Here is a 19,533-nt window from a genome sequence, read left to right as displayed (position 1 = left end):
TGGTTCCTTAAATTCGGTTTCAGGTGCGCGAAGGCGTTAAACGGTAAACGCGTCTTGCAGCAGTTTTTCCTGCTGCTCGGCGTGCATCGATGCGTAACCACATGCAGGTGCAGCAGAAGCCTCACGGCCCGCGTACTCGAGTACGAGAGATTTGTTGAGGTTGCTGATGCTGCGACGCAGGTGGTGCTGGCTGCAGTACCAGGCGCCCTGGTTCATCGGCTCTTCCTGGCACCAGACAGCCGCTTTGGCGTTGGTGTAAGGAGCCAGGACTTCTTTCAAGTCGTCCTCAGGGAATGGGTACAGCTGCTCGATACGCACGATGGCGATATCTTCGCGGCCTTCGGCACGGCGTTTTTCCAGCAGGTCGTAGTAGACCTTGCCGCTGCACAGAACCACGCGCTCGACCTTTTTCGGGTCCAGTGCATCGATTTCCGGGATAACGGTCTGGAACGAACCTTCGGCCAGATCTTCCAGCGTCGAGATTGCCAGTTTGTGACGCAGCAGAGACTTCGGAGTCAGCACTACCAGCGGCTTGCGCAGCGGGCGGATCACCTGACGGCGCAGCAAGTGGTAGATCTGGGCCGGCGTGGTCGGCATGCACACCTGAATGTTGTGCTCGGCGCACAGCTGCAGGTAACGCTCAAGACGCGCCGAGCTGTGCTCAGGGCCCTGGCCTTCGTAGCCGTGCGGCAGCAGCATGGTCAGACCGCAGAGACGGCCCCACTTGTGCTCGCCGCTGGTGATGAACTGGTCGATAACAACCTGTGCACCGTTGGCGAAGTCGCCGAACTGGGCTTCCCAGATCACCAGCGCGTTCGGCGTGGTGGTCGAGTAACCGTATTCGAACGCCAGTACCGCTTCTTCCGACAGGAACGAGTCGTACAGGTCGAAGCGTGGCTGACCTTCGTACAGGTGTTTCAGCGGAATATAGGTGCCGGCATCTTTCTGGTTGTGCAGAACAGCGTGACGGTGCGAGAACGTACCGCGGCCGATGTCCTGACCGGTCATGCGGATCGGGTGACCTTCGAATGCCAGGGTCGCGTACGCCATGGTTTCAGCGTAACCCCAGTTGATCGGCAGGCCGCCGGCTTGCATCTTCTGACGGTCTTCGTAGATCTTCGCGACCTGGCGCTGAACCACGAAGCCTTCTGGAATTTCCAGCAGCTTGGCGGACAGTTCCTGCAGGGTCTTCAGATCGAAGCGAGTGTCGTGACGCGCAGTCCAGGCGTGGCCCAGATACGGACGCCAGTCCACGAACAGCTCTTTGTTCGGCTCTTTGACCAGCGATTTCACTACGTGCAGACCGTTGTCCAGCGCGTTGCGGTATTCGTCGACTTTCGCCTGAACACGCTCTGCGTCCAGCACACCGGCCTGGGTCAGACGATCAGCGTACAGCTCACGGGTGGTGCGCTGCTTGGTGATCTGCTGATACATCAGAGGCTGGGTGCCGCTTGGCTCGTCGGCCTCGTTGTGGCCGCGACGACGGTAGCAGACCAGGTCGATCACTACGTCACGCTTGAACTGCATGCGGTAGTCGATGGCCAGCTGGGTCACGAACAATACGGCTTCCGGATCATCGCCATTCACATGGAGGATCGGCGCCTGGATCATCTTCGCAACGTCGGTGGCGTACTCGGTGGAACGCGAGTCCAGCGGGTTGCTGATGGTGAAACCGACCTGGTTGTTGATCACGATGTGCACGGTACCGCCGGTCTTGAAACCGCGGGTCTGCGACATCTGGAAGGTTTCCATCACCACGCCTTGACCGGCGAATGCCGCGTCACCGTGGATGGAGATCGGCAGCACCTTTTCGCCGGTCGCGTCGTTGCGACGGTCCTGGCGGGCACGCACCGAACCTTCAACCACCGGGGAAACGATTTCCAGGTGGGACGGGTTGAACGCCATGGCCAGGTGAACTTCACCGCCGGCGGTCATCACGTTGGACGAGAAGCCCTGGTGGTATTTAACGTCACCGGAACCCAGCTCGACCTTCTTCTTGCCTTCGAACTCGTCGAACAGCTCGCGCGGGTTCTTGCCGAAGGTGTTGACCAGCACGTTCAGACGGCCACGGTGGGCCATGCCGATGACGACTTCCTTGGTGCCGTAGGAACCGGAACGCTGGATCAGTTCATCGAGCATCGGAATCAGGCTTTCGCCGCCTTCCAGACCGAAACGCTTGGTGCCCGGGTATTTGGTACCCAGGTATTTTTCCAGGCCTTCACCGGCAGTCACGCGCTCGAGCAGATGGCTCTTGATGTCGGCGGAGTATTCCGGACGGCCACGTACGCTTTCCAGACGCTGCTGGAACCACTGGCGCTGCTCGGAATCGGTGATGTGCGTAAATTCAGCGCCTATGGTGCGGCAATATGTCTGCTGCAACGCTTCGTGAATTTCGCGTAGGCTCGCTTCCTCTTTGCCGATGAACAGGTCGCCGGCACGGAAGGTCGTATCAAGATCGGCATTGGTCAAGCCGTAATGATTGATCGACAGGTCTGCAGGTGCAGGACGCTGCCACAGTCCCAGCGGGTCAAGCTGGGCTGCCTGGTGGCCACGCATACGGTAGGCCTGGATCAATCGCAGCACTTCAACTTGCTTCTTCTCGTGCTCACTGCTCACGCTGCCGGCGGAAACCGGTTGGGCGCGGCGCTGGTTCTTTGCCAGCAGCACGAAATGATCGCGAATTGTGGAGTGCGAAACATCGGTGGCAGAGCCGCCGTCGGCGGGCAGCTTCTGAAAGTAGGTGCGCCACTCTTCTGGCACAGCGTTAGGGTCGTGCAGGTAGAGCTCATAAAGCTCTTCCACATAGGCAGCGTTTCCACCTGAAAGGTAGGCGCTGTTCCACATGCGCTGCATCACGCTTTCTTGCATGCTTGGTCACCCTCGGTTAGGGGAACACCATCGGTGTCGACACCGAGCAAACTTGCAGAAGTCCGAATGCAGCGACCAAAACAAGCCACTTAGGATCACACTGATAGTCCGGGTACCAGCCCGGATGCCCCTGCTTGTCTCATTTCTTCAAAATAAGAGCCGCAGCTTATGGCTGCTGCTCTGGTTATAGCCATGGCGCGGGTTGAAGCCCGCGCCTAAGCCCTCTACGGGTACAGCGCTGCCGCTTTTTACAGCGGCAGTTACAGCTTCTGAATCACACGCCGCTCGAAAGCAGCATGTTACGGATGTGACCGATGGCCTTAGTCGGGTTCAGGCCTTTCGGACATACGTTGACGCAGTTCATGATGCCCCGGCAGCGGAAGACGCTGAACGGGTCATCGAGGGACGCCAGACGCTCGGATGTCTTGGTGTCACGGCTGTCTGCCAGGAAGCGGTACGCTTGCAGCAGTGCAGCTGGACCCAGGAATTTGTCCGGGTTCCACCAGAAGGACGGGCAAGAGGTCGAGCAGCAGGCGCACAGGATGCACTCGTACAGACCATCGAGTTTTTCACGCTCTTCAGGGGACTGCAGACGCTCGATGGCTGGAGCCGGCGTGTCGTTCTGCAGGAATGGCTTAACCTTCTCGTATTGCTTGTAGAAGATGCTCATATCGACGACCAGGTCACGGATAACCGGCAAACCTGGCAGAGGACGGATGACCAGCTTGTTACCTTTGACGACAGCGGACAGCGGCGTGATGCACGCCAGGCCGTTCTTGCCGTTGATGTTCATGCCGTCGGAGCCGCAGACACCTTCACGGCAGGAGCGACGATAGGAGAAACCTTCGTCCTGCTCTTTGATCAGGGCCAGCACGTCCAGCACCATCAGGTCCTTACCACCGGTATCGACCTGGAATTCCTGCATGAACGGCGCAGCGTCCTGATCAGGGTTGTAACGATAAACACTGACTTTCAACATGGCGGTCACCCTTAATAAGTCCGGACTTTTGGTTCGAAAGTCGGAACAGTCTTCGGCGAGAAGTTCACGGCACGCTTGGCGACACGTTTCTCACCCGGGAAGTACAGGGTGTGGCACAGCCAGTTTTCGTCGTCACGGTCTTCGAAGTCTTCACGGGCGTGAGCGCCGCGGGACTCTTTACGTACTTCGGCAGCAATGGCGGTAGCTTCAGCCACTTCCAGCAGGTTTTGCAGTTCCAGCGCTTCGATACGTGCAGTGTTGAACGCCTGCGACTTATCGTTGATCTTCACGTTGGCGATGCGCTTGCGCAGATCGGCCAGTTGGGCAATACCCTTCTGCATGTATTCGCCGGTACGGAATACACCGAAGTAGTTCTGCATGCAGCTTTGCAGCTCGCGACGCAGGGTAGCGACGTCTTCGCCATCGGTACGGTTGTTCAGCGCGCTCAGGCGTGCCAGGGCAGCTTCGATGTTGGCTTCGGTGGCGTCATCGTATTCGATGCCGTCAGTCAGAGCTTTCTCGAGGTGCAGGCCGGCAGCGCGACCGAAGACCACCAGGTCGAGCAGCGAGTTGCCGCCCAGACGGTTGGCGCCGTGAACCGATACGCAAGCCACTTCACCTACGGCGAACAGACCAGGAATGATCTGGTCCACGCCTTCGGCGTTCTGGGTGATTGCCTGGCCGTGAATGTTGGTGGCAACGCCGCCCATCATGTAGTGGCAGGTCGGAACAACCGGAACCGGAGCAACCACCGGGTCAACGTGCGCGAAAGTCTTCGACAGTTCGCAGATGCCTGGCAGACGGCTGTGCAGCACTTCCTCGCCCAGGTGGTCGAGTTTGAGCATTACGTGGTCGCCATTCGGACCGCAACCGTTGCCGGCGATGATTTCTTTAACCATCGAGCGGGCAACCACGTCACGACCGGCAAGGTCTTTTGCGTTCGGAGCATAACGCTCCATGAAACGCTCGCCGTGCTTGTTGATCAGGTAACCACCTTCACCACGGCAACCTTCGGTAACCAGTACACCGGCGCCGGCGATGCCGGTCGGGTGGAACTGCCACATTTCAATGTCTTGTACCGGCACGCCAGCACGCAGAGCCATGCCGACGCCGTCACCAGTGTTGATCAGGGCGTTGGTGGTGGATGCGTAGATACGGCCTGCACCGCCGGTCGCCAGCACGGTGGCCTTGGCGCGGATGTAGGTGGTTTCACCGGTTTCGATACAGATTGCGATCACACCGACGAAGTCGCCTGCGTCGTTCTTGACCAGATCGACAGCGTAGTACTCGTTCAGGAACGTAGTACCGGCTTTCAGGTTGCCCTGATAAAGGGTGTGCAGCAGCGCGTGACCGGTACGGTCGGAAGCGGCGCAGGTACGGGCAGCCTGCCCGCCTTTACCGTAATCCTTCGACTGACCGCCGAACGGACGCTGATAGATACGACCGGTTTCGGTACGCGAAAACGGCAGACCCATGTGATCCAGCTCGAAAACGGCAGCCGGGCCTTCCTGACACATGTATTCGATAGCGTCCTGGTCACCGATGTAGTCGGAGCCCTTGACGGTATCGTACATGTGCCAGCGCCAGTCATCGTTCGGGTCGGCCGACGCGATGGCGCAGGTGATGCCGCCCTGGGCGGATACAGTGTGCGAACGGGTCGGGAAGACCTTGGTGATCACGGCAGTCTTGTGACCGCCCTGTGCCAGCTGCAGCGCAGCGCGCATGCCGGCACCGCCGCCACCAATGATGATGGCGTCGAAAGAAATCGTTGGAATGTTAGCCATGAATCAGATACCCCAGAGAATCTGCACACCCCAGACGAAGTAAGCGAACATCGCGACGCCGCATACTGCCTGGAAAAGGAAACGTACTGCAGTCGCGGACTTGCCCAGCGCCATCGGCGTCAGGTAGTCGGTCGCGATGGTCCACATGCCGACCCAGGCGTGAGCGCCCAGGGCAACCAGTGCCAGCAGACTGAAGATACGCATTCCGTTGTGGGCGAACAGGCCATGCCATTGTTCATAGCCGATGCCCGGGTGAGCGGCGAGGTAGCCGATCAGGAAAATGAAATAAGCCGCGAGAACGACCGCAGACACACGCTGTGCCATCCAGTCATAGAGGCCCGAACGCGAAAGGTTTGTAACGCTGGTTACCATATCCAAACTCCTGCCAGAACGATCAGCACCACGGAAACGGCGATGATCAGTTTCGAGCCCAGGCGGCCGCCTTCCAGCGTCTCACCGATGCCCATGTCCATGATCAAGTGGCGCACACCGGCAACCAGGTGATACAGCAGAGCGGACAGGAGGCCCCATGCTACGAACTTGGCCAGCGGGCTGGTCAAGCATGCCTTCACCTCGACATAACCTTCCTCGGAACCCAGGGATTTGCCCAATGCATAAAGCATGATGCCGAGGCCCAGGAAGAGGATGATGCCGGAAACACGGTGAAGAAACGACGTAACGCCGGTGATGGGGAGTTTGATGGTCCTTAGGTCTAGGTTTACAGGTCGTTGGCTTTTCACGGCTTTTTTTTCACACTGAAGAGCCCCTAACAATCAGGGCAAAGTTGTTGGGGAGTGCACTGGTCAGGTAACCACCACCCAGGGATGCGACCCCCAATGAAAGCAAGCCCAAAAGCCCTTGGCGGTCGGTCGCCGAGTATAGACAGTTAGGCTACTAATGACAACGCAATCGCCTACCTCCAATAGCTGATTGCACAAGTTGTATAAAAGGCGTAAATGGCAGGCAATTTCGAGGAAAAAGTGCGGTTAAAGCCTTCTGGAGCAAGACTTTAGGCAAATTGACATTCGAATTTATCTCACTATAGTGGTGCGGGCCCTGCGTGGGGGGTCTGTCTGATGATTTCAAGCATAAATAGGAGGCCACATGGCTGACAAAAAAGCGCAGTTGATCATCGAGGGCGCAGCCCCCGTCGAGCTGCCCATTTTAACCGGCACCGTTGGTCCCGATGTAATCGATGTTCGGGGCCTCACGGCCACGGGCCGCTTCACTTTCGACCCCGGTTTCATGTCGACCGCTTCCTGCGAATCGAAGATCACCTATATCGATGGCGACAACGGCATCCTGCTGCACCGCGGCTACCCGATCGAACAGCTGGCTGAAAAGTCGGACTACCTGGAAACCTGCTACCTGTTGCTGAACGGCGAACTGCCAACCGCAGAACAGAAGGCCCAGTTCGTCGGCACCGTGAAGAACCACACCATGGTTCACGAGCAGCTGAAAACCTTCTTCAACGGCTTCCGCCGTGACGCCCACCCGATGGCCGTCATGTGTGGTGTAGTCGGCGCCCTCTCGGCCTTCTACCACGACTCCCTCGACATCAATAACCCGCAGCATCGCGAAATCTCCGCGATCCGCCTGGTTGCCAAGATGCCGACCCTGGCCGCGATGGTTTACAAGTACTCCATGGGCCAACCCATGATGTACCCGCGCAACGATCTGTCGTACGCGGAAAACTTCCTGCACATGATGTTCAACACCCCGTGCGAGATCAAACCGATCAGCCCGGTACTCGCCAAGGCCATGGACCGGATCTTCATCCTCCACGCCGACCACGAGCAGAACGCTTCGACCTCCACCGTGCGTCTGGCGGGCTCCTCGGGTGCGAACCCGTTCGCCTGTATCGCCGCCGGTATCGCCGCACTCTGGGGCCCTGCCCACGGCGGTGCGAACGAAGCCGTGCTGACCATGCTCGATGAAATCGGCGATGTCTCGAACATCGACAAGTTCATCGCCAAGGCCAAGGACAAGAACGACCCGTTCAAGCTGATGGGCTTCGGTCACCGCGTCTACAAGAACCGCGACCCTCGCGCGACTGTCATGAAGCAGACCTGCGACGAAGTATTGAAAGAACTGGGCATCCAGAACGATCCGCAACTCGAACTGGCCATGCGCCTGGAAGAGATCGCCCTGACCGACCCGTACTTCATCGAGCGCTCGCTGTACCCGAACGTCGACTTCTACTCGGGGATCATCCTCAAGGCGATCGGCATTCCGACCAGCATGTTCACCGTGATTTTCGCCCTGGCACGTACTGTCGGCTGGATTTCGCACTGGAAGGAAATGCTTTCCAGCCCGTACAAGATTGGCCGTCCGCGCCAGTTGTACACTGGTTACGAGTCGCGGGATATCACCAAGCTGGAAGACCGCAAATAAGGGCTGTCTTGCGATAGCCTCTTAGCGTTGTACCGGGAACGGCCTCCATGAGAATGGGGGCCGTTTTTTCGTTTTTGCGGGTTTTCGCGGTCTTTGGATTGGGTGTATATCCGTTGCTTCGGGTGCTGCCGCTGGCGGTTTCGCTCTTACAGCGAGTCCCTTTTTCAAACGCCAAAAAGGAACCAAAAGGCTTTTGCCCCGGCGTACGGCACTTCGCTTAGGCTCAGTGTTCCCTCGCTACGGTGTCCATCAGGGGGCATCGCCTACGGTTTGCTTCGCTGCACCTCCTCTCGATGTATGCGGCTTCGCCGCACGGCGCTGCGCGCCTACCCCCTGATGGACACCTCCGCTCGGCCTGCCGAAGGGGCTGGAGATCAAAAGCAGATCCAGAGCCAGAGCAAAAGCCAGATCAAGAGCCCCTCTCCCTAGCCCTCTCAGCCAACCCCGCCGCAAAAGCCAAACACGCCCCGCCCCCCCCCACTCAAAACGATGAGCGTTAGCTCGAGTACCGCTTTTGATCGCAGGGCCCGTCGGCAGGCTGAGTGGAGGGATTGATCCGGGGGTGGGAGCGCAGCGACCGTGCGGCGCAGCCGCATGCATCGAGAGGAGGTGCAGCGAAGCAAACCGTAGGCGATGCCCCCGGATCGATCCCGGAGCGAAGGAACCCGAGCCACAGCGAGGGCCGTACGTCAGGGTAAAGCCTTTTGGGTTACCTTTTCGGCGTTTGGAAAAGGTGACTCGCCGTAAGGGCGAAACCCTAAGAAGCCGTTACCGCAGCAACGGATATACACACAAACCAAAACCACCCAAAGAAAGTCCGATAACCGCCCACAAAAAAATGCCCCAATCTCTCGACCAGGGCATTTCCATCCAACTCAACCTACATATTCAACCTAGAAGCCTCAGTGCGAAACCGCCCCACTAGCCCCCAACCCAGTCTGCGAACGCACAAACTGCGGAAAGAACAGCGCACGCTCGTTCTCAGCCGCCGCCGACTTGTCGGTGACCGAGAAGAACCAGATGCCGATGAACGCAATGATCATCGAAAACAGCGCAGGATACTCGTAAGGGAAGATCGCCTTCTCGTTGTGCAGGATCTGGACCCAGATGGTCGGACCAAGAATCATCAGCCCCACCGCACTCACCAGCCCCAGCCAGCCACCAACCATCGCACCGCGAGTGGTCAGCTTCTTCCAGTACATCGAAAGCAGCAGCACCGGGAAGTTGCAGCTCGCCGCAATGGAGAACGCCAGGCCAACCATGAACGCAATGTTCTGGCTTTCGAACAGGATGCCCAGGCCGATAGCCAAGACGCCCAGCGCGACGGTGGTGATCTTCGAAACGCGGATTTCATCCTTCTCGTTGGCCTTGCCCTTCTTGATCACGCTGGCGTACAGGTCGTGAGACACCGCCGAAGCACCCGCCAGGGTCAGGCCGGCCACTACCGCCAGGATGGTCGCGAACGCCACCGCCGAGATGAAGCCGAGGAACACGCTGCCGCCCACGGCGTTCGCCAGGTGTACCGCCGCCATGTTGTTGCCGCCGAGCAGTGCGCCCGCCGCATCTTTAAAGGCCGGGTTGGTGCTGACCAGCAGGATCGCGCCGAAGCCGATGATGAAGGTCAGGATGTAGAAGTAGCCGATGAAACCGGTCGCATACAGCACGCTCTTACGGGCTTCTTTCGCGTCGCTCACGGTGAAGAAGCGCATCAGGATGTGCGGCAGGCCGGCGGTACCGAACATCAGTGCCAGCCCCAGGGAGAATGCCGAGATCGGGTCTTTTACCAGACCGCCCGGGCTCATGATCGCTTCACCCTTGGCGTGAACCTTGATGGCCTCGGAGAACAGGGTGTTGAAGTCGAAGTTGACATGCTTCATCACCATCAGCGCCATGAACGAGGCACCGGACAGCAACAGCACCGCCTTGATGATCTGCACCCAGGTGGTCGCCAGCATGCCGCCGAACAGCACGTACAGGCACATCAGGATACCGACCAGAATCACCGCAACGTGGTAGTCGAGACCGAACAGCAGCTGGATCAGCTTGCCGGCACCGACCATTTGCGCGATCAGGTAGAACGCCACCACCACCAGCGAACCGCAGGCAGACAGTGTGCGGATCTGGGTCTGCCCGAGGCGGTAGGACGCCACGTCGGCAAAGGTGTATTTACCCAGGTTACGCAGACGCTCGGCGATCAGGAACAGAATGATCGGCCAGCCCACCAGGAAGCCGATCGAGTAGATCAGGCCGTCGTAGCCGGAGGTGAACACCAGCGCGGAAATCCCCAGGAAGGATGCCGCCGACATGTAGTCACCGGCGATTGCCAGACCGTTCTGGAAACCGGTGATCTTGCCGCCCGCCGCATAGTAGTCGGCAGCCGACTTGTTGCGTTTGGACGCCCAGTAAGTGATGCACAGAGTCGCGCCGACGAACACCACGAACATGACGATCGCGGAAACGTTGAGCGGTTGTTTGTGGACTTCGCCAGTCAGGGCGTCAGCAGCCCAGGCGGCTGGAGCGAACGCTGCGATGCTCAAAAGAGCCAGTAGACGCCGGATCATTGCTGAGCCTCCTTGAGAATCGCATTGTTCAGGTCGTCGAACTCGCCATTGGCGCGGCGCACGTAGATACCGGTCAGGATGAAGGCCGAGACAATCAGCCCGACACCGATGGGGATGCCCCAGGTGATCGATGAACCGGCACTGATCTTGGTCCCGAGCAGTTGCGGCCCGTACGCGATCAGCAGAATGAAACCGGAGTAGAGCCCTAGCATGATCGCCGAGAGTATCCAGGCGAACCTTTCCCTTTTTTTCACCAGCTCCTTGAAGCGCGGGCTGTTCTGAATAGAGAGGTAAATGCTGTCGTTCATTGTTTTTATCCTCGCAGCACAGATTTTTATTTTTGGAACGTATCCACTGTATGCGGCTGCGAGCCGGCTTCCAGACGACCTTAGTAGTAGAACGCCATGGCGTTTTTGCCAATTTCCAGACCGCTCGAAAACGACCAACATCCCTTATAAAAAGAAGCGACATAAAAAAGGCCGCCCGGCGGTGATGCCGGGCGGCCCTGGGAAGCGCAGACTAGACGCTTCGACTTATATTACTTGGTCCATTCAGCCACGCGGTCCGGGTGTTTGGCGACCCAGTCCTTTGCGGCGGCTTCAGGTTTGGCACCGTCCTGAATCGCCAGCATGACCTGACCGATTTCGTCTTTGGAGGCCCACTGGAAGTTCTTCAGGAACTTCGCCACTTCCGGCGCCTTGGCCTCCAGCTCCTTGCTGCCGATGCTGTTCACGGTTTCAGCCGCGCCATACACGCCTTTCGGGTCGTCGAGGAAGCGCAGTTTCCACTTGGCGAACATCCAGTGCGGCACCCAACCGGTCACGGCAATGGATTCGTTCTTTTTCTCGGCGCGGGTCAGCTCGGCGATCATGCCGGCGCCGGAACTGGCCTTGAGGGTGTAACCGGTCAAGCCGTAATCCTTGATCGCCTGGTCGGTCTTGAGCATCACGCCTGAGCCGGCGTCGATGCCGACGATGCGATTCTTGAAGCTGTCGTCGGTTTTCAGGTCTTCGATGGATTTGGCTTTGACGTACTCGGGCACGATCAGGCCGATTTTCGCGTCCTTGAAGTTCGGGCCGTAATCGACGACCAGATCCTTGTTCTTCGCCCAGTATTCGCCGTGAGTCACCGGCAGCCAGGCCGACAGCATGGCGTCGAGTTTGCCGGTGGCAACGCCCTGCCACATGATCCCGGTGGCGACAGCCTGGAGTTTCACGTCGTAGCCAAGTTTTTGTTTAATCACCTCGGCCGCCACATGGGTGGTCGCGACGCTGTCGGACCAGCCGTCAACGTAACCGATGTTCAGGGTCTGTTTTTCAGCGCTGGCGAAAGTGGAGCTCATCGCAAGCACCAGAGCGGCACCTGCGCCTAAAAGTCGTCGCATCTTCATCGTTACTTCCCCGAAATGCTGCGCCCGACGGATGCCGGGCATCGTCAACGTATTGTTATGGTGCACAGCGCCCCCATCACGCCTGACCGCAAACTCGTTCGAACATCAGCGGAGTACTGACGAGTCCGATCATCAACCTGACGCACACAGCGACCTGCTCTGTCAGCGACCTTGATACAACGAGAAACGACATCAGAAAGCCATTAACTGCAACCGGATAATTGGCGCCAGACAATCCGCCCGAACTTTGCATGTCAAACGCATGCGGGCCACCAACCCCTCTATAAATGCAGGTAACATGCGTCGCTTTGCAGCCACTCGGCCTGACCATGTCCGCATCCTCCCGCTTCCCTTTTCTTCCTTATCTGTTCGCCTGCCTGCTCGGCCTGTTTGCGCTTTGTGGCTTCTGGTACGGCCTCGGCAAACCGGTGATCCTGCCGGACGTCGCCACTCCGACCCACAAGTTGCAGTGCGCCTCCTACACCCCGTTCGACAAGGATCAGTCGCCGTTCGACGTACCGTTCAAACTGCGCCCGGAGCGCATGGACGCCGACCTCGCCCTGCTCGCCACCCGCTTCGAATGCATCCGCACCTATTCCATGACCGGCCTCGAAGCCCTGCCGGATCTGGCGCGCAAGCATGGTTTGAAGCTGATGATCGGCGCCTGGGTCAACAGCAACCCGGTCGACACCGAGAAAGAAGTCGATCTGCTGATCGCCTCGGCCAACGCCAACCCGGATGTGGTCAGCGCGGTGATCGTCGGCAACGAAGCCTTGCTGCGCAAGGAAGTCACCGGCGCGCAACTGGCGAAGCTGATCAACAAGGTCAAGAACCACATCAAGCAACCCGTGACCTACGCCGATGTCTGGGAGTTCTGGCTCAAGCACCCGGAAGTCGCACCGGCGGTGGATTTCCTGACCATTCACTTGCTGCCGTACTGGGAAGATGATCCTTCGAACATCGACGCCGCCCTGCAACACGTGGCCGATGTGCGTCAGGTGTTCGGCAACAAGTTTGCCCCCAAAGACGTGATGATTGGCGAAACCGGCTGGCCGAGCGAAGGCCGTCAGCGGGAGACCGCATTGCCGAGCCGGGTCAACGAAGCCAGGTTCATTCGTGGTTTTGTCACCCTCGCCGAACAGCAGGGCTGGCATTACAACCTGATCGAAGCTTTCGACCAGCCGTGGAAGCGCGGCAGCGAAGGTGCGGTCGGCGGTTACTGGGGGCTGTTCGATGCGGATCGCCAGGACAAAGGCGTGCTGGCCGGACCGGTGTCGAACGTGCCTGACTGGTCGCGCTGGCTGGCACTCGGCGGTCTGATCTTTGTCGGCACGTTGGTGCTTGGCGGCCGGGTTCGCACCACGGACTCAGCACTGGCACTGCCATTGCTCGGCGCCCTCGCCGCTTGCTCGATCGGTGCCTGGGCCAACCTCGCATGGCTGACCACGCGCTTCGCCAGCGAATGGGTGTGGGTCGGTCTGCTGACGGTGCTGAATCTGCTGGTGCTGGCCCATGCCGCACTCGCCTTGAGCGCCCGCAGCGGTTGGCGTGCGCGCGCCTTCAATGCCTTCGAACGACACGCCGGCTGGCTGGTTGCGGCGGCCGGTTTTGCAGCTGCGGTAATGGTGCTGGAGATGGTGTTCGATCCGCGCTATCGCAGCTTCGCGAGTGCGGCGTTCATTCTGCCGGCGCTGGTTTACCTGTGCCGCCCGGTGCCGGTGGCCCACCGGGAGATTGCCCTGCTGACCTTCATCATCGGGGCATGCATCGCGCCGCAGTTGTTCCGTGAAGGCTTGCAGAACCAGCAGGCCTGGGGCTGGGCGCTGGTCAGCGGGTTGATGGTGGCCGCATTGTGGCGCTGCCTGCGGGTTCTCAAAGTCTGACCTTCAGTCTCTGAAAGCATCGCGGGCGAGCCCGCGATGCAGCACGACCAGTCAGTTGACGACGCGGGACTCCCGAACCAATCGCAGCCCTGCAATCACCACCGCAAACACCGCCAGCGTGGTGTTGTACAACGCCAGTGCCGGAAACCCGAACACCAGCGCCAGCACCGCCAGCCACCACCCTGCCCGTCCCGGCACGACAAAACCGATCACCGCAGCTGCGACCGCCGCCCAGCCGAGCATCTGGAAATGAATCATCAGGCCCAGGTTCGAGCGCACCGAGCATTCCCAACGGCTCGCCTCGTCAACGCAGATGCCCACCCACTGCGCGTCCTCCATGAAGCCATAACGCGCGCCATAACTGGCGGCCAGCCATAACGGCAAAAGAACGAGCAGCAAAATCACGGGCAAGCGGCGGGACATGGAACACTCCAAACGATGAAATCGGCGGCCAGCTTAATCGCCTGCCAGCCGTGTGCAAGAACTAACAACTCTTAACTGGTCATTCGATCCGCGCAAAGTGTATCGTCCGGCTACTATTACCCCGAATTCCGTCTGATTGGTGCCGATGCATGGCACTTTGGCGCAAACCCAGTGGTCATAGCCTGCGAACCTCATTCGGCACCTTCCTTTAAGGGATTCACTCATGCTCCGATCCTTGCGCTTCGCCGCCCTGTTTGGCGGCCTTATTCTGAGTGCGTCCGCGCTGGCGGTGGATATCGACGCCGCCAGTTATGGCTACCCCCTGACCAACCCGTTCGAAGCGACCATCGCCACCACGCCACCGGACCTGCGTCCGGAGTTGCCGTCGGACGACGACATCAATCAGACCGACCGCAGCGTCACCCTGCGCCCGGAACGCGAGTTCATCCTGCCGGACAACTTCTGGGCAGTGAAAAAACTTACCTATCGCATCGCCACCCAGGACAAGGCAGCCCCGCTGATCTTCCTGATCGCCGGCACCGGCGCGCGTTATGACAGCAGCCTCAACGAATACCTGAAAAAGCTCTACTACAAAGCCGGCTACCACGTAGTGCAGCTGTCCTCCCCGACCAGTTTCGACTTCATGAGTGCCGCCTCGCGTTTCGCCACCCCCGGCGTGACCAAGGAAGACGCCGAAGACATGTACCGGGTAATGCAGGCCGTGCGTGCGCAGAACCCGAAAGTGCCGGTCACCGACTATTACCTGAGCGGCTACAGCCTCGGTGCGCTGGACGCAGCGTTCGTCGCCCACCTGGACGAAACCCGCCGCAGTTTCAACTTCAAGAAAGTCCTGCTGCTGAACCCGCCGGTCAACCTCTACACCTCGATCACCAACCTCGACAAGCTGGTGCAGACCGAGGTCAAGGGCATCAACAACAGCACCACGTTCTATGAACTGGTGCTGGCCAAGCTGACCCGCTACTTCCAGCAGAAAGGCTACATCGACCTCAACGATGCACTGCTCTATGACTTCCAGCAGTCCAAACAGCACCTGAGCAACGAGCAGATGGCGATGCTGATCGGCACCTCGTTCCGTTTCTCGGCGGCGGACATCGCCTTCACCTCGGACCTGATCAACCGTCGCGGCCTGATCACCCCGCCGAAATTCCCGATCACCGAAGGCACCAGCCTCACGCCGTTCCTCAAGCGTGCGCTGCAATGCGACTTCGACTGCTACCTGACCGAACAGGTGATTCCGATGTGGCGCGCCCGCACCGACGGCGGCAGCCTGTTGCAACTGATCGATCAGGTCAGCCTGTACGCCCTCAAGGACTACCTGCACGACAGCCCGAAAATCGCCGTGATGCACAACGCCGACGACGTGATCCTCGGCCCGGGCGACCTCGGCTTCCTGCGCAAAACCTTCGGCGATCGCCTGACGGTTTATCCACTGGGCGGCCATTGCGGCAACCTTAACTACCGCGTCAACAGCGACGCCATGCTGGAGTTCTTCCGTGGCTAAATATCTCCTGCTGTTTGCAGCGTTACTCTGTGCAGGCGTGGCCCAGGCCGACAACAGCAAAGCCAACGCACCGGTGGTGGTCGACAGTGACGGCTTCAAGGAGCCACTGTCCAAACTCAAATTCAACCCGGGGCTGGACCAGCGCGAATTCGAGCGTTCGACCCTCAACGCACTGAACGTGTATGACCCGTTGGAGTCGTGGAACCGCCGGGTCTACCACTTCAACTACCGCTTCGACCAATGGGTGTTCCTGCCGGTGGTCGATGGCTATCGCTATGTCACGCCCGGCTTCGTGCGCTCCGGTGTGAGCAACTTCTTCAACAACCTCGGCGACGTGCCGAATCTGGTCAACAGCCTGCTGCAGTTCAAGGGCAAGCGCTCGATGGAAACCACTGCGCGCCTGCTGCTCAACACCACCATCGGCATCGCCGGCCTGTGGGACCCGGCCACTGCCATGGGCCTGCCACGCCAGAGCGAAGACTTCGGCCAGACCCTGGGCTTCTATGGTGTGCCGGGCGGCGCCTACTTCGTGCTGCCGATCCTCGGCCCCTCGAACATCCGCGACACCGCCGGCCTGGCCGTGGACTACACCGCCGAATCGGCGATCAACTACCTGAACGTGTCGAAAGTCAGCGAAAACCACCCGGAAATCTGGGCGCTGCGGGCAGTCGACAAGCGTTATCAGACCCGCTTCCGCTACGGCCAGATGAACTCGCCGTTCGAGTACGAGAAGGTGCGCTACGTATACACCGAATCGCGCAAACTGCAGATCGCCGAATAAAAACGGCAGCCACAAAAAAGGCCATTCGATGGGAATCGAATGGCCTTTTTCATTGAGCCGTAAATCAGCCCTTCAGCGCTTTCCAGACTTTGCCGACGACCGACACAACCGCCAGCACCACCGCCCCCGCCACAACCCCTGCCACCCCATTGAGCAACACAGGCACTGCAAACCCGGCGCTGCCCGCCGCTGCGGCAACGCTCTCGATCCAGTGATGCACCACCGGTACGCCGTGAGTCAGGATGCCGCCGCCGACCAGAAACATCGCCGCCGTGCCGATTACCGACAGGCCTTTCATCATGTACGGAGCGGCGCGCAGGATCGCGTTGCCGATGCGTTTCGCCGCAGCGCCGGGCTTCTGCGTCAGCCACAGGCCGAGGTCATCGAGTTTGACGATACCGGCCACCAGTCCATAAACGCCTACGGTCATGACGATGGCAATGCCCGACATCACGATCACTTGCTGGGTCAGCGAAGCCTCGGCCACGGTGCCGAGGGTGATGGCGATGATTTCTGCCGAGAGGATGAAGTCGGTGCGGATCGCGCCTTTGATCTTGTCCTTCTCGTAGGCCACCAGATCGGTCGCAGGATCGGCCACCGCTTCGGTCAACTGCGTATGCTCGGCCTGATCTTCATCTTTGCCGTGCAACAGCGGATGGGCGAGTTTCTCGAAACCCTCGAAGCACAGGTAGGCGCCACCGACCATCAACAGCGGCGTCACCAGCCACGGCACGAAGGCACTGATCGCCAGCGCCGACGGCACCAGGATCAACTTGTTGACGAACGAGCCCTTGGCCACCGCCCATACCACAGGAATTTCCCGTTCGGCGCGTACACCTGAAACTTGCTGGGCATTGAGCGCCAGGTCATCGCCGAGTACCCCGGCGGTCTTCTTGGCGGCCATTTTGCTCATCAACGCCACATCATCCAGAACGGTGGCGATATCGTCGATCAGCACCAGCAAACTGCTTCCTGCCATGAATCTTGTTTCCTTATGTGAATAATGCCGCGCAGCATACCGCGACTGCAGGCCACACGGGGCATTGTTGAGCGGTGCGCGAGGCCGGTGCTACCATGCGCAACCGCCAGAACAGGCAAGGAACCACCGGGTTTATGAGCACAATCCGCGAGCGTAACAAAGAACTGATCCTGCGTGCCGCCAGTGAAGAGTTTGCCGACAAAGGCTTCGCTGCGACCAAAACCAGCGACATCGCCGCCAAGGCGGGATTGCCCAAGCCCAACGTCTACTACTACTTCAAGTCCAAGGAAAACCTCTACCGCGAGGTTCTGGAAAGCATCATCGTACCGATCCTGCACGCCTCGACCCCGTTCAACCCAGACGGCGTACCGAGCGAAGTGCTGAGCGGCTACATCCGCTCGAAGATTCGCATCTCCCGCGACCTGCCGTTTGCCTCGAAGGTGTTCGCCAGCGAAATCATGCATGGCGCCCCGCACCTGAGCGCCGACCTGGTCGAGCAACTGAACAGCCAGGCCAAGCACAACATCGACTGCATCCAGAGCTGGATCGACCGCGGCCAGATCGCCCCGATCGACCCCAACCACCTGATGTTCAGCATCTGGGCCGCGACCCAGACCTACGCCGACTTCGACTGGCAGATCTCCGCCGTGACCGGTAAGGAAAAGCTCGACGAAGCCGACTATGAAGCGGCGGCGCAAACCATCATCCGGTTGGTGCTCAAGGGCTGCGAGCCGGACTGACAGCGCGAAACTCACGCAAAAAAAAATCGCAGGCCTGGCCAAAGCATCCTGAAGACGTGGCCAGACCTGCGATTTTTTTGTTTCAGGCGTCGCTACCCATCAACCAGCGCAGCGCTTGCGGCAAGGAGGTGCTCCAGTCGTCCGGGAAGGAATGCCCGCCTTCATGGGTACGGGATTTGACTTCGTTGCCGTCACTGAACAGCTTGCGCAAGTCAGTGGCCATCTGCTGATTGCCCGCGCCTTCCATCTTGCCGTTGATCACAAACACTCTTTTGCCGTGCGCCTTGCTCACTGTCGGAGTCGGCTGCCGGCCGCCAGGTGAGAGCAACAGAGCACCGGCGTAGTCATCCGGATGTTGCGCCAGCAAGGCGCCCGCGTGTTGTGAACCTTGAGAGAAGCCCATCAGGTAGACGTGCTTGCGATCGATGCATTGCTGCGCCGCCAATTGGTTCAAGCCGTTCTGCACCGCTTTATGGGTACCCTCGAAGCCCGGGCCGATCCAGCGGAAGCTGTCGACCGCATTGATCATCTCTGTACCGTTGATGCCAAGGATAATGGCCCCGGTATCAGCGAGTGGCTGGTAGCTCTCGTCGAGCTCGCCGTTGATACCGTAGCCGTGCAGCCAGACCACCACCGGACGGCACGCCTTGGGCGCGGGAATTTCCGCCGACGGATTGAGCACTGAAATGGCGCCGACCTTGCCGGGAGCGATTGTCTTGTAGCGCTGCTGCGCATTGGCCAATACGGTTTTGTAGGTGGCGGTCTCGCGCAGATCGGAAAAGTCCTCGTCGCCGGCCAGCAAAGGGCCGAACCACATGCCACGATCATCAGCCTCTTGCAGGAAGCGCAAGGCCAGTTTGTCATCGCCACGGCGGGCAAACAGCGCGGCGACCTGATAAGGCGCGAGCATTTGCTTGGGATCTTCGCGAGTGGCTGCCAGATAAACCGCAATGGCCTGCAAGGTATCGGTGTCTTCGAGCTTCTCGGCCCGCGCCATCAATTCAGAAACATCGTCGGCATTGATCAACGCGGTAACCACCGGGCTCAGCGCCTGGAATGCAATGTCTTCGGCGTCCAGCGGTTCGGCAGCGTGCAGAAAGGGAGTAATGAGGGTCATGGCCGTGGCCAGAGAAAAGCCAAGTAGCGTCTTCACGCTGATCTTCCTTGATACAAAAACGGGGCGGCAGTCTATCGACGCCCCCCCGATTCGTCATCACCTCAATACCAAC

16 protein-coding genes are annotated in these 19,533 nt (G+C 59.4%); 5 read left to right on the top strand and 11 right to left on the bottom strand.

Features of this window, described 5'->3' with window-relative positions:
• Nucleotides 1-36 precede the first annotated feature (36 nt).
• The 5 genes from NH234_RS09410 to sdhC form a co-directional block, all read right to left on the bottom strand.
• The gene (locus tag NH234_RS09410; RefSeq protein ID WP_085732274.1) at nucleotides 37-2,868 is read right to left on the bottom strand and encodes a 2-oxoglutarate dehydrogenase E1 component; all 2,832 of its coding nucleotides are present in this window, start codon (nucleotides 2,866-2,868) and stop codon (nucleotides 37-39) included.
• Nucleotides 2,869-3,142: 274 nt separating this feature from the next.
• Nucleotides 3,143-3,847, bottom strand: coding sequence for a succinate dehydrogenase iron-sulfur subunit (locus NH234_RS09405; protein WP_065260469.1), 705 nt, complete (start codon nucleotides 3,845-3,847; stop codon nucleotides 3,143-3,145).
• A gap of 11 nt (nucleotides 3,848-3,858) precedes the next feature.
• Complete coding sequence (gene sdhA / locus NH234_RS09400; RefSeq protein WP_085710547.1) at nucleotides 3,859-5,631, bottom strand: succinate dehydrogenase flavoprotein subunit; 1,773 nt, start codon at nucleotides 5,629-5,631, stop codon at nucleotides 3,859-3,861.
• Between the two features lie 3 nt (nucleotides 5,632-5,634).
• Nucleotides 5,635-6,003, bottom strand: a complete 369-nt coding sequence (gene sdhD, locus NH234_RS09395) for a succinate dehydrogenase, hydrophobic membrane anchor protein (RefSeq protein ID WP_085710546.1) — start codon at nucleotides 6,001-6,003, stop codon at nucleotides 5,635-5,637.
• The gene (gene sdhC / locus NH234_RS09390) at nucleotides 5,997-6,371 is read right to left on the bottom strand and encodes a succinate dehydrogenase, cytochrome b556 subunit (protein ID WP_011333113.1); all 375 of its coding nucleotides are present in this window, start codon (nucleotides 6,369-6,371) and stop codon (nucleotides 5,997-5,999) included. Before sdhC ends, sdhD begins: the two co-directional genes overlap by 7 nt.
• Nucleotides 6,372-6,735: 364 nt before the next feature.
• Between sdhC and gltA the strand changes: the two genes are divergently transcribed.
• Nucleotides 6,736-8,025, top strand: a complete 1,290-nt coding sequence (gene gltA / locus NH234_RS09385) for a citrate synthase (protein WP_007959044.1) — start codon at nucleotides 6,736-6,738, stop codon at nucleotides 8,023-8,025.
• 902 nt (nucleotides 8,026-8,927) lie between these two features.
• Here gltA and NH234_RS09380 read toward each other — a convergent pair.
• The 3 genes from NH234_RS09380 to NH234_RS09370 all read right to left on the bottom strand — a co-directional run bounded on the left by NH234_RS09380 (nucleotide 8,928) and on the right by NH234_RS09370 (nucleotide 11,976).
• Nucleotides 8,928-10,586: a cation acetate symporter gene (locus tag NH234_RS09380; protein ID WP_085733703.1), complete on the bottom strand. Its 1,659-nt coding sequence runs from the start codon at nucleotides 10,584-10,586 to the stop codon at nucleotides 8,928-8,930.
• On the bottom strand, nucleotides 10,583-10,894 hold the full coding sequence (locus tag NH234_RS09375; RefSeq protein ID WP_085733704.1) for a DUF485 domain-containing protein: 312 nt from the start codon (nucleotides 10,892-10,894) through the stop codon (nucleotides 10,583-10,585). The genes NH234_RS09380 and NH234_RS09375 overlap by 4 nt, the downstream gene beginning before the upstream one ends.
• A gap of 230 nt (nucleotides 10,895-11,124) precedes the next feature.
• Nucleotides 11,125-11,976, bottom strand: coding sequence for a glycine betaine ABC transporter substrate-binding protein (locus tag NH234_RS09370; RefSeq protein ID WP_085733705.1), 852 nt, complete (start codon nucleotides 11,974-11,976; stop codon nucleotides 11,125-11,127).
• A 287-nt stretch (nucleotides 11,977-12,263) separates the two neighbouring features.
• On the opposite strand from NH234_RS09370, the gene NH234_RS09365 reads away from it, so the two are divergent.
• Nucleotides 12,264-13,859, top strand: coding sequence for a beta (1-6) glucans synthase (locus NH234_RS09365; protein WP_085733706.1), 1,596 nt, complete (start codon nucleotides 12,264-12,266; stop codon nucleotides 13,857-13,859).
• 51 nt (nucleotides 13,860-13,910) lie between these two features.
• On the opposite strand, the gene NH234_RS09360 is transcribed toward NH234_RS09365, so the two are convergent.
• Entirely contained in the window at nucleotides 13,911-14,282 is a 372-nt protein-coding gene (locus tag NH234_RS09360) for a hypothetical protein (protein WP_085733707.1), read from the bottom strand.
• 223 nt (nucleotides 14,283-14,505) lie between these two features.
• Here NH234_RS09360 and NH234_RS09355 point away from each other — a divergent pair, with 223 nt between their 5' ends.
• Nucleotides 14,506-15,804 (top strand): serine/threonine protein kinase, encoded by a 1,299-nt coding sequence (locus NH234_RS09355; RefSeq protein WP_085710535.1) that lies wholly within the window; start codon nucleotides 14,506-14,508, stop codon nucleotides 15,802-15,804.
• Entirely contained in the window at nucleotides 15,797-16,585 is a 789-nt protein-coding gene (locus NH234_RS09350; RefSeq protein WP_085733708.1) for a VacJ family lipoprotein, read from the top strand. Before NH234_RS09355 ends, NH234_RS09350 begins: the two co-directional genes overlap by 8 nt.
• A gap of 64 nt (nucleotides 16,586-16,649) precedes the next feature.
• Here NH234_RS09350 and NH234_RS09345 read toward each other — a convergent pair whose 3' ends face one another.
• Nucleotides 16,650-17,564: a DUF808 domain-containing protein gene (locus tag NH234_RS09345; protein WP_367256368.1), complete on the bottom strand. Its 915-nt coding sequence runs from the start codon at nucleotides 17,562-17,564 to the stop codon at nucleotides 16,650-16,652.
• Nucleotides 17,565-17,698: 134 nt separating this feature from the next.
• Between NH234_RS09345 and NH234_RS09340 the strand changes: the two genes are divergently transcribed.
• Entirely contained in the window at nucleotides 17,699-18,304 is a 606-nt protein-coding gene (locus tag NH234_RS09340) for a TetR/AcrR family transcriptional regulator (RefSeq protein WP_085733710.1), read from the top strand.
• Nucleotides 18,305-18,386: 82 nt separating this feature from the next.
• Here the strand turns inward: NH234_RS09340 and NH234_RS09335 are convergent, their stop codons facing one another.
• Nucleotides 18,387-19,457, bottom strand: coding sequence for a hypothetical protein (locus NH234_RS09335; RefSeq protein ID WP_367256367.1), 1,071 nt, complete (start codon nucleotides 19,455-19,457; stop codon nucleotides 18,387-18,389).
• Nucleotides 19,458-19,533 lie beyond the last annotated feature (76 nt).

It is taken from the genome of Pseudomonas sp. stari2 (assembly GCF_040760005.1).
In the GTDB taxonomy this organism is placed as follows: Bacteria; Pseudomonadota; Gammaproteobacteria; order Pseudomonadales; family Pseudomonadaceae; genus Aquipseudomonas.
This window is presented reverse-complemented; position numbering and strand designations above follow the sequence as displayed.

What these genes read in the sequence shown, in the direction of transcription:
- NH234_RS09380 (WP_085733703.1), bottom strand. Translation starts at nt 10,586, where the DNA reads ATGATCCGGCGTCTACTGGCTCTTTTGAGCATCGCAGCGTTCGCTCCA.
- NH234_RS09345 (WP_367256368.1), bottom strand. Translation starts at nt 17,564, where the DNA reads ATGGCAGGAAGCAGTTTGCTGGTGCTGATCGACGATATCGCCACCGTT.
- NH234_RS09340 (WP_085733710.1), top strand. Translation starts at nt 17,699, where the DNA reads ATGAGCACAATCCGCGAGCGTAACAAAGAACTGATCCTGCGTGCCGCC.
- NH234_RS09370 (WP_085733705.1), bottom strand. Translation starts at nt 11,976, where the DNA reads ATGAAGATGCGACGACTTTTAGGCGCAGGTGCCGCTCTGGTGCTTGCG.
- NH234_RS09355 (WP_085710535.1), top strand. Translation starts at nt 14,506, where the DNA reads ATGCTCCGATCCTTGCGCTTCGCCGCCCTGTTTGGCGGCCTTATTCTG.
- gltA (WP_007959044.1), top strand. Translation starts at nt 6,736, where the DNA reads ATGGCTGACAAAAAAGCGCAGTTGATCATCGAGGGCGCAGCCCCCGTC.
- sdhD (WP_085710546.1), bottom strand. Translation starts at nt 6,003, where the DNA reads ATGGTAACCAGCGTTACAAACCTTTCGCGTTCGGGCCTCTATGACTGG.
- NH234_RS09410 (WP_085732274.1), bottom strand. Translation starts at nt 2,868, where the DNA reads ATGCAAGAAAGCGTGATGCAGCGCATGTGGAACAGCGCCTACCTTTCA.
- sdhA (WP_085710547.1), bottom strand. Translation starts at nt 5,631, where the DNA reads ATGGCTAACATTCCAACGATTTCTTTCGACGCCATCATCATTGGTGGC.
- NH234_RS09405 (WP_065260469.1), bottom strand. Translation starts at nt 3,847, where the DNA reads ATGTTGAAAGTCAGTGTTTATCGTTACAACCCTGATCAGGACGCTGCG.
- NH234_RS09360 (WP_085733707.1), bottom strand. Translation starts at nt 14,282, where the DNA reads ATGTCCCGCCGCTTGCCCGTGATTTTGCTGCTCGTTCTTTTGCCGTTA.
- NH234_RS09365 (WP_085733706.1), top strand. Translation starts at nt 12,264, where the DNA reads ATGCAGGTAACATGCGTCGCTTTGCAGCCACTCGGCCTGACCATGTCC.
- NH234_RS09375 (WP_085733704.1), bottom strand. Translation starts at nt 10,894, where the DNA reads ATGAACGACAGCATTTACCTCTCTATTCAGAACAGCCCGCGCTTCAAG.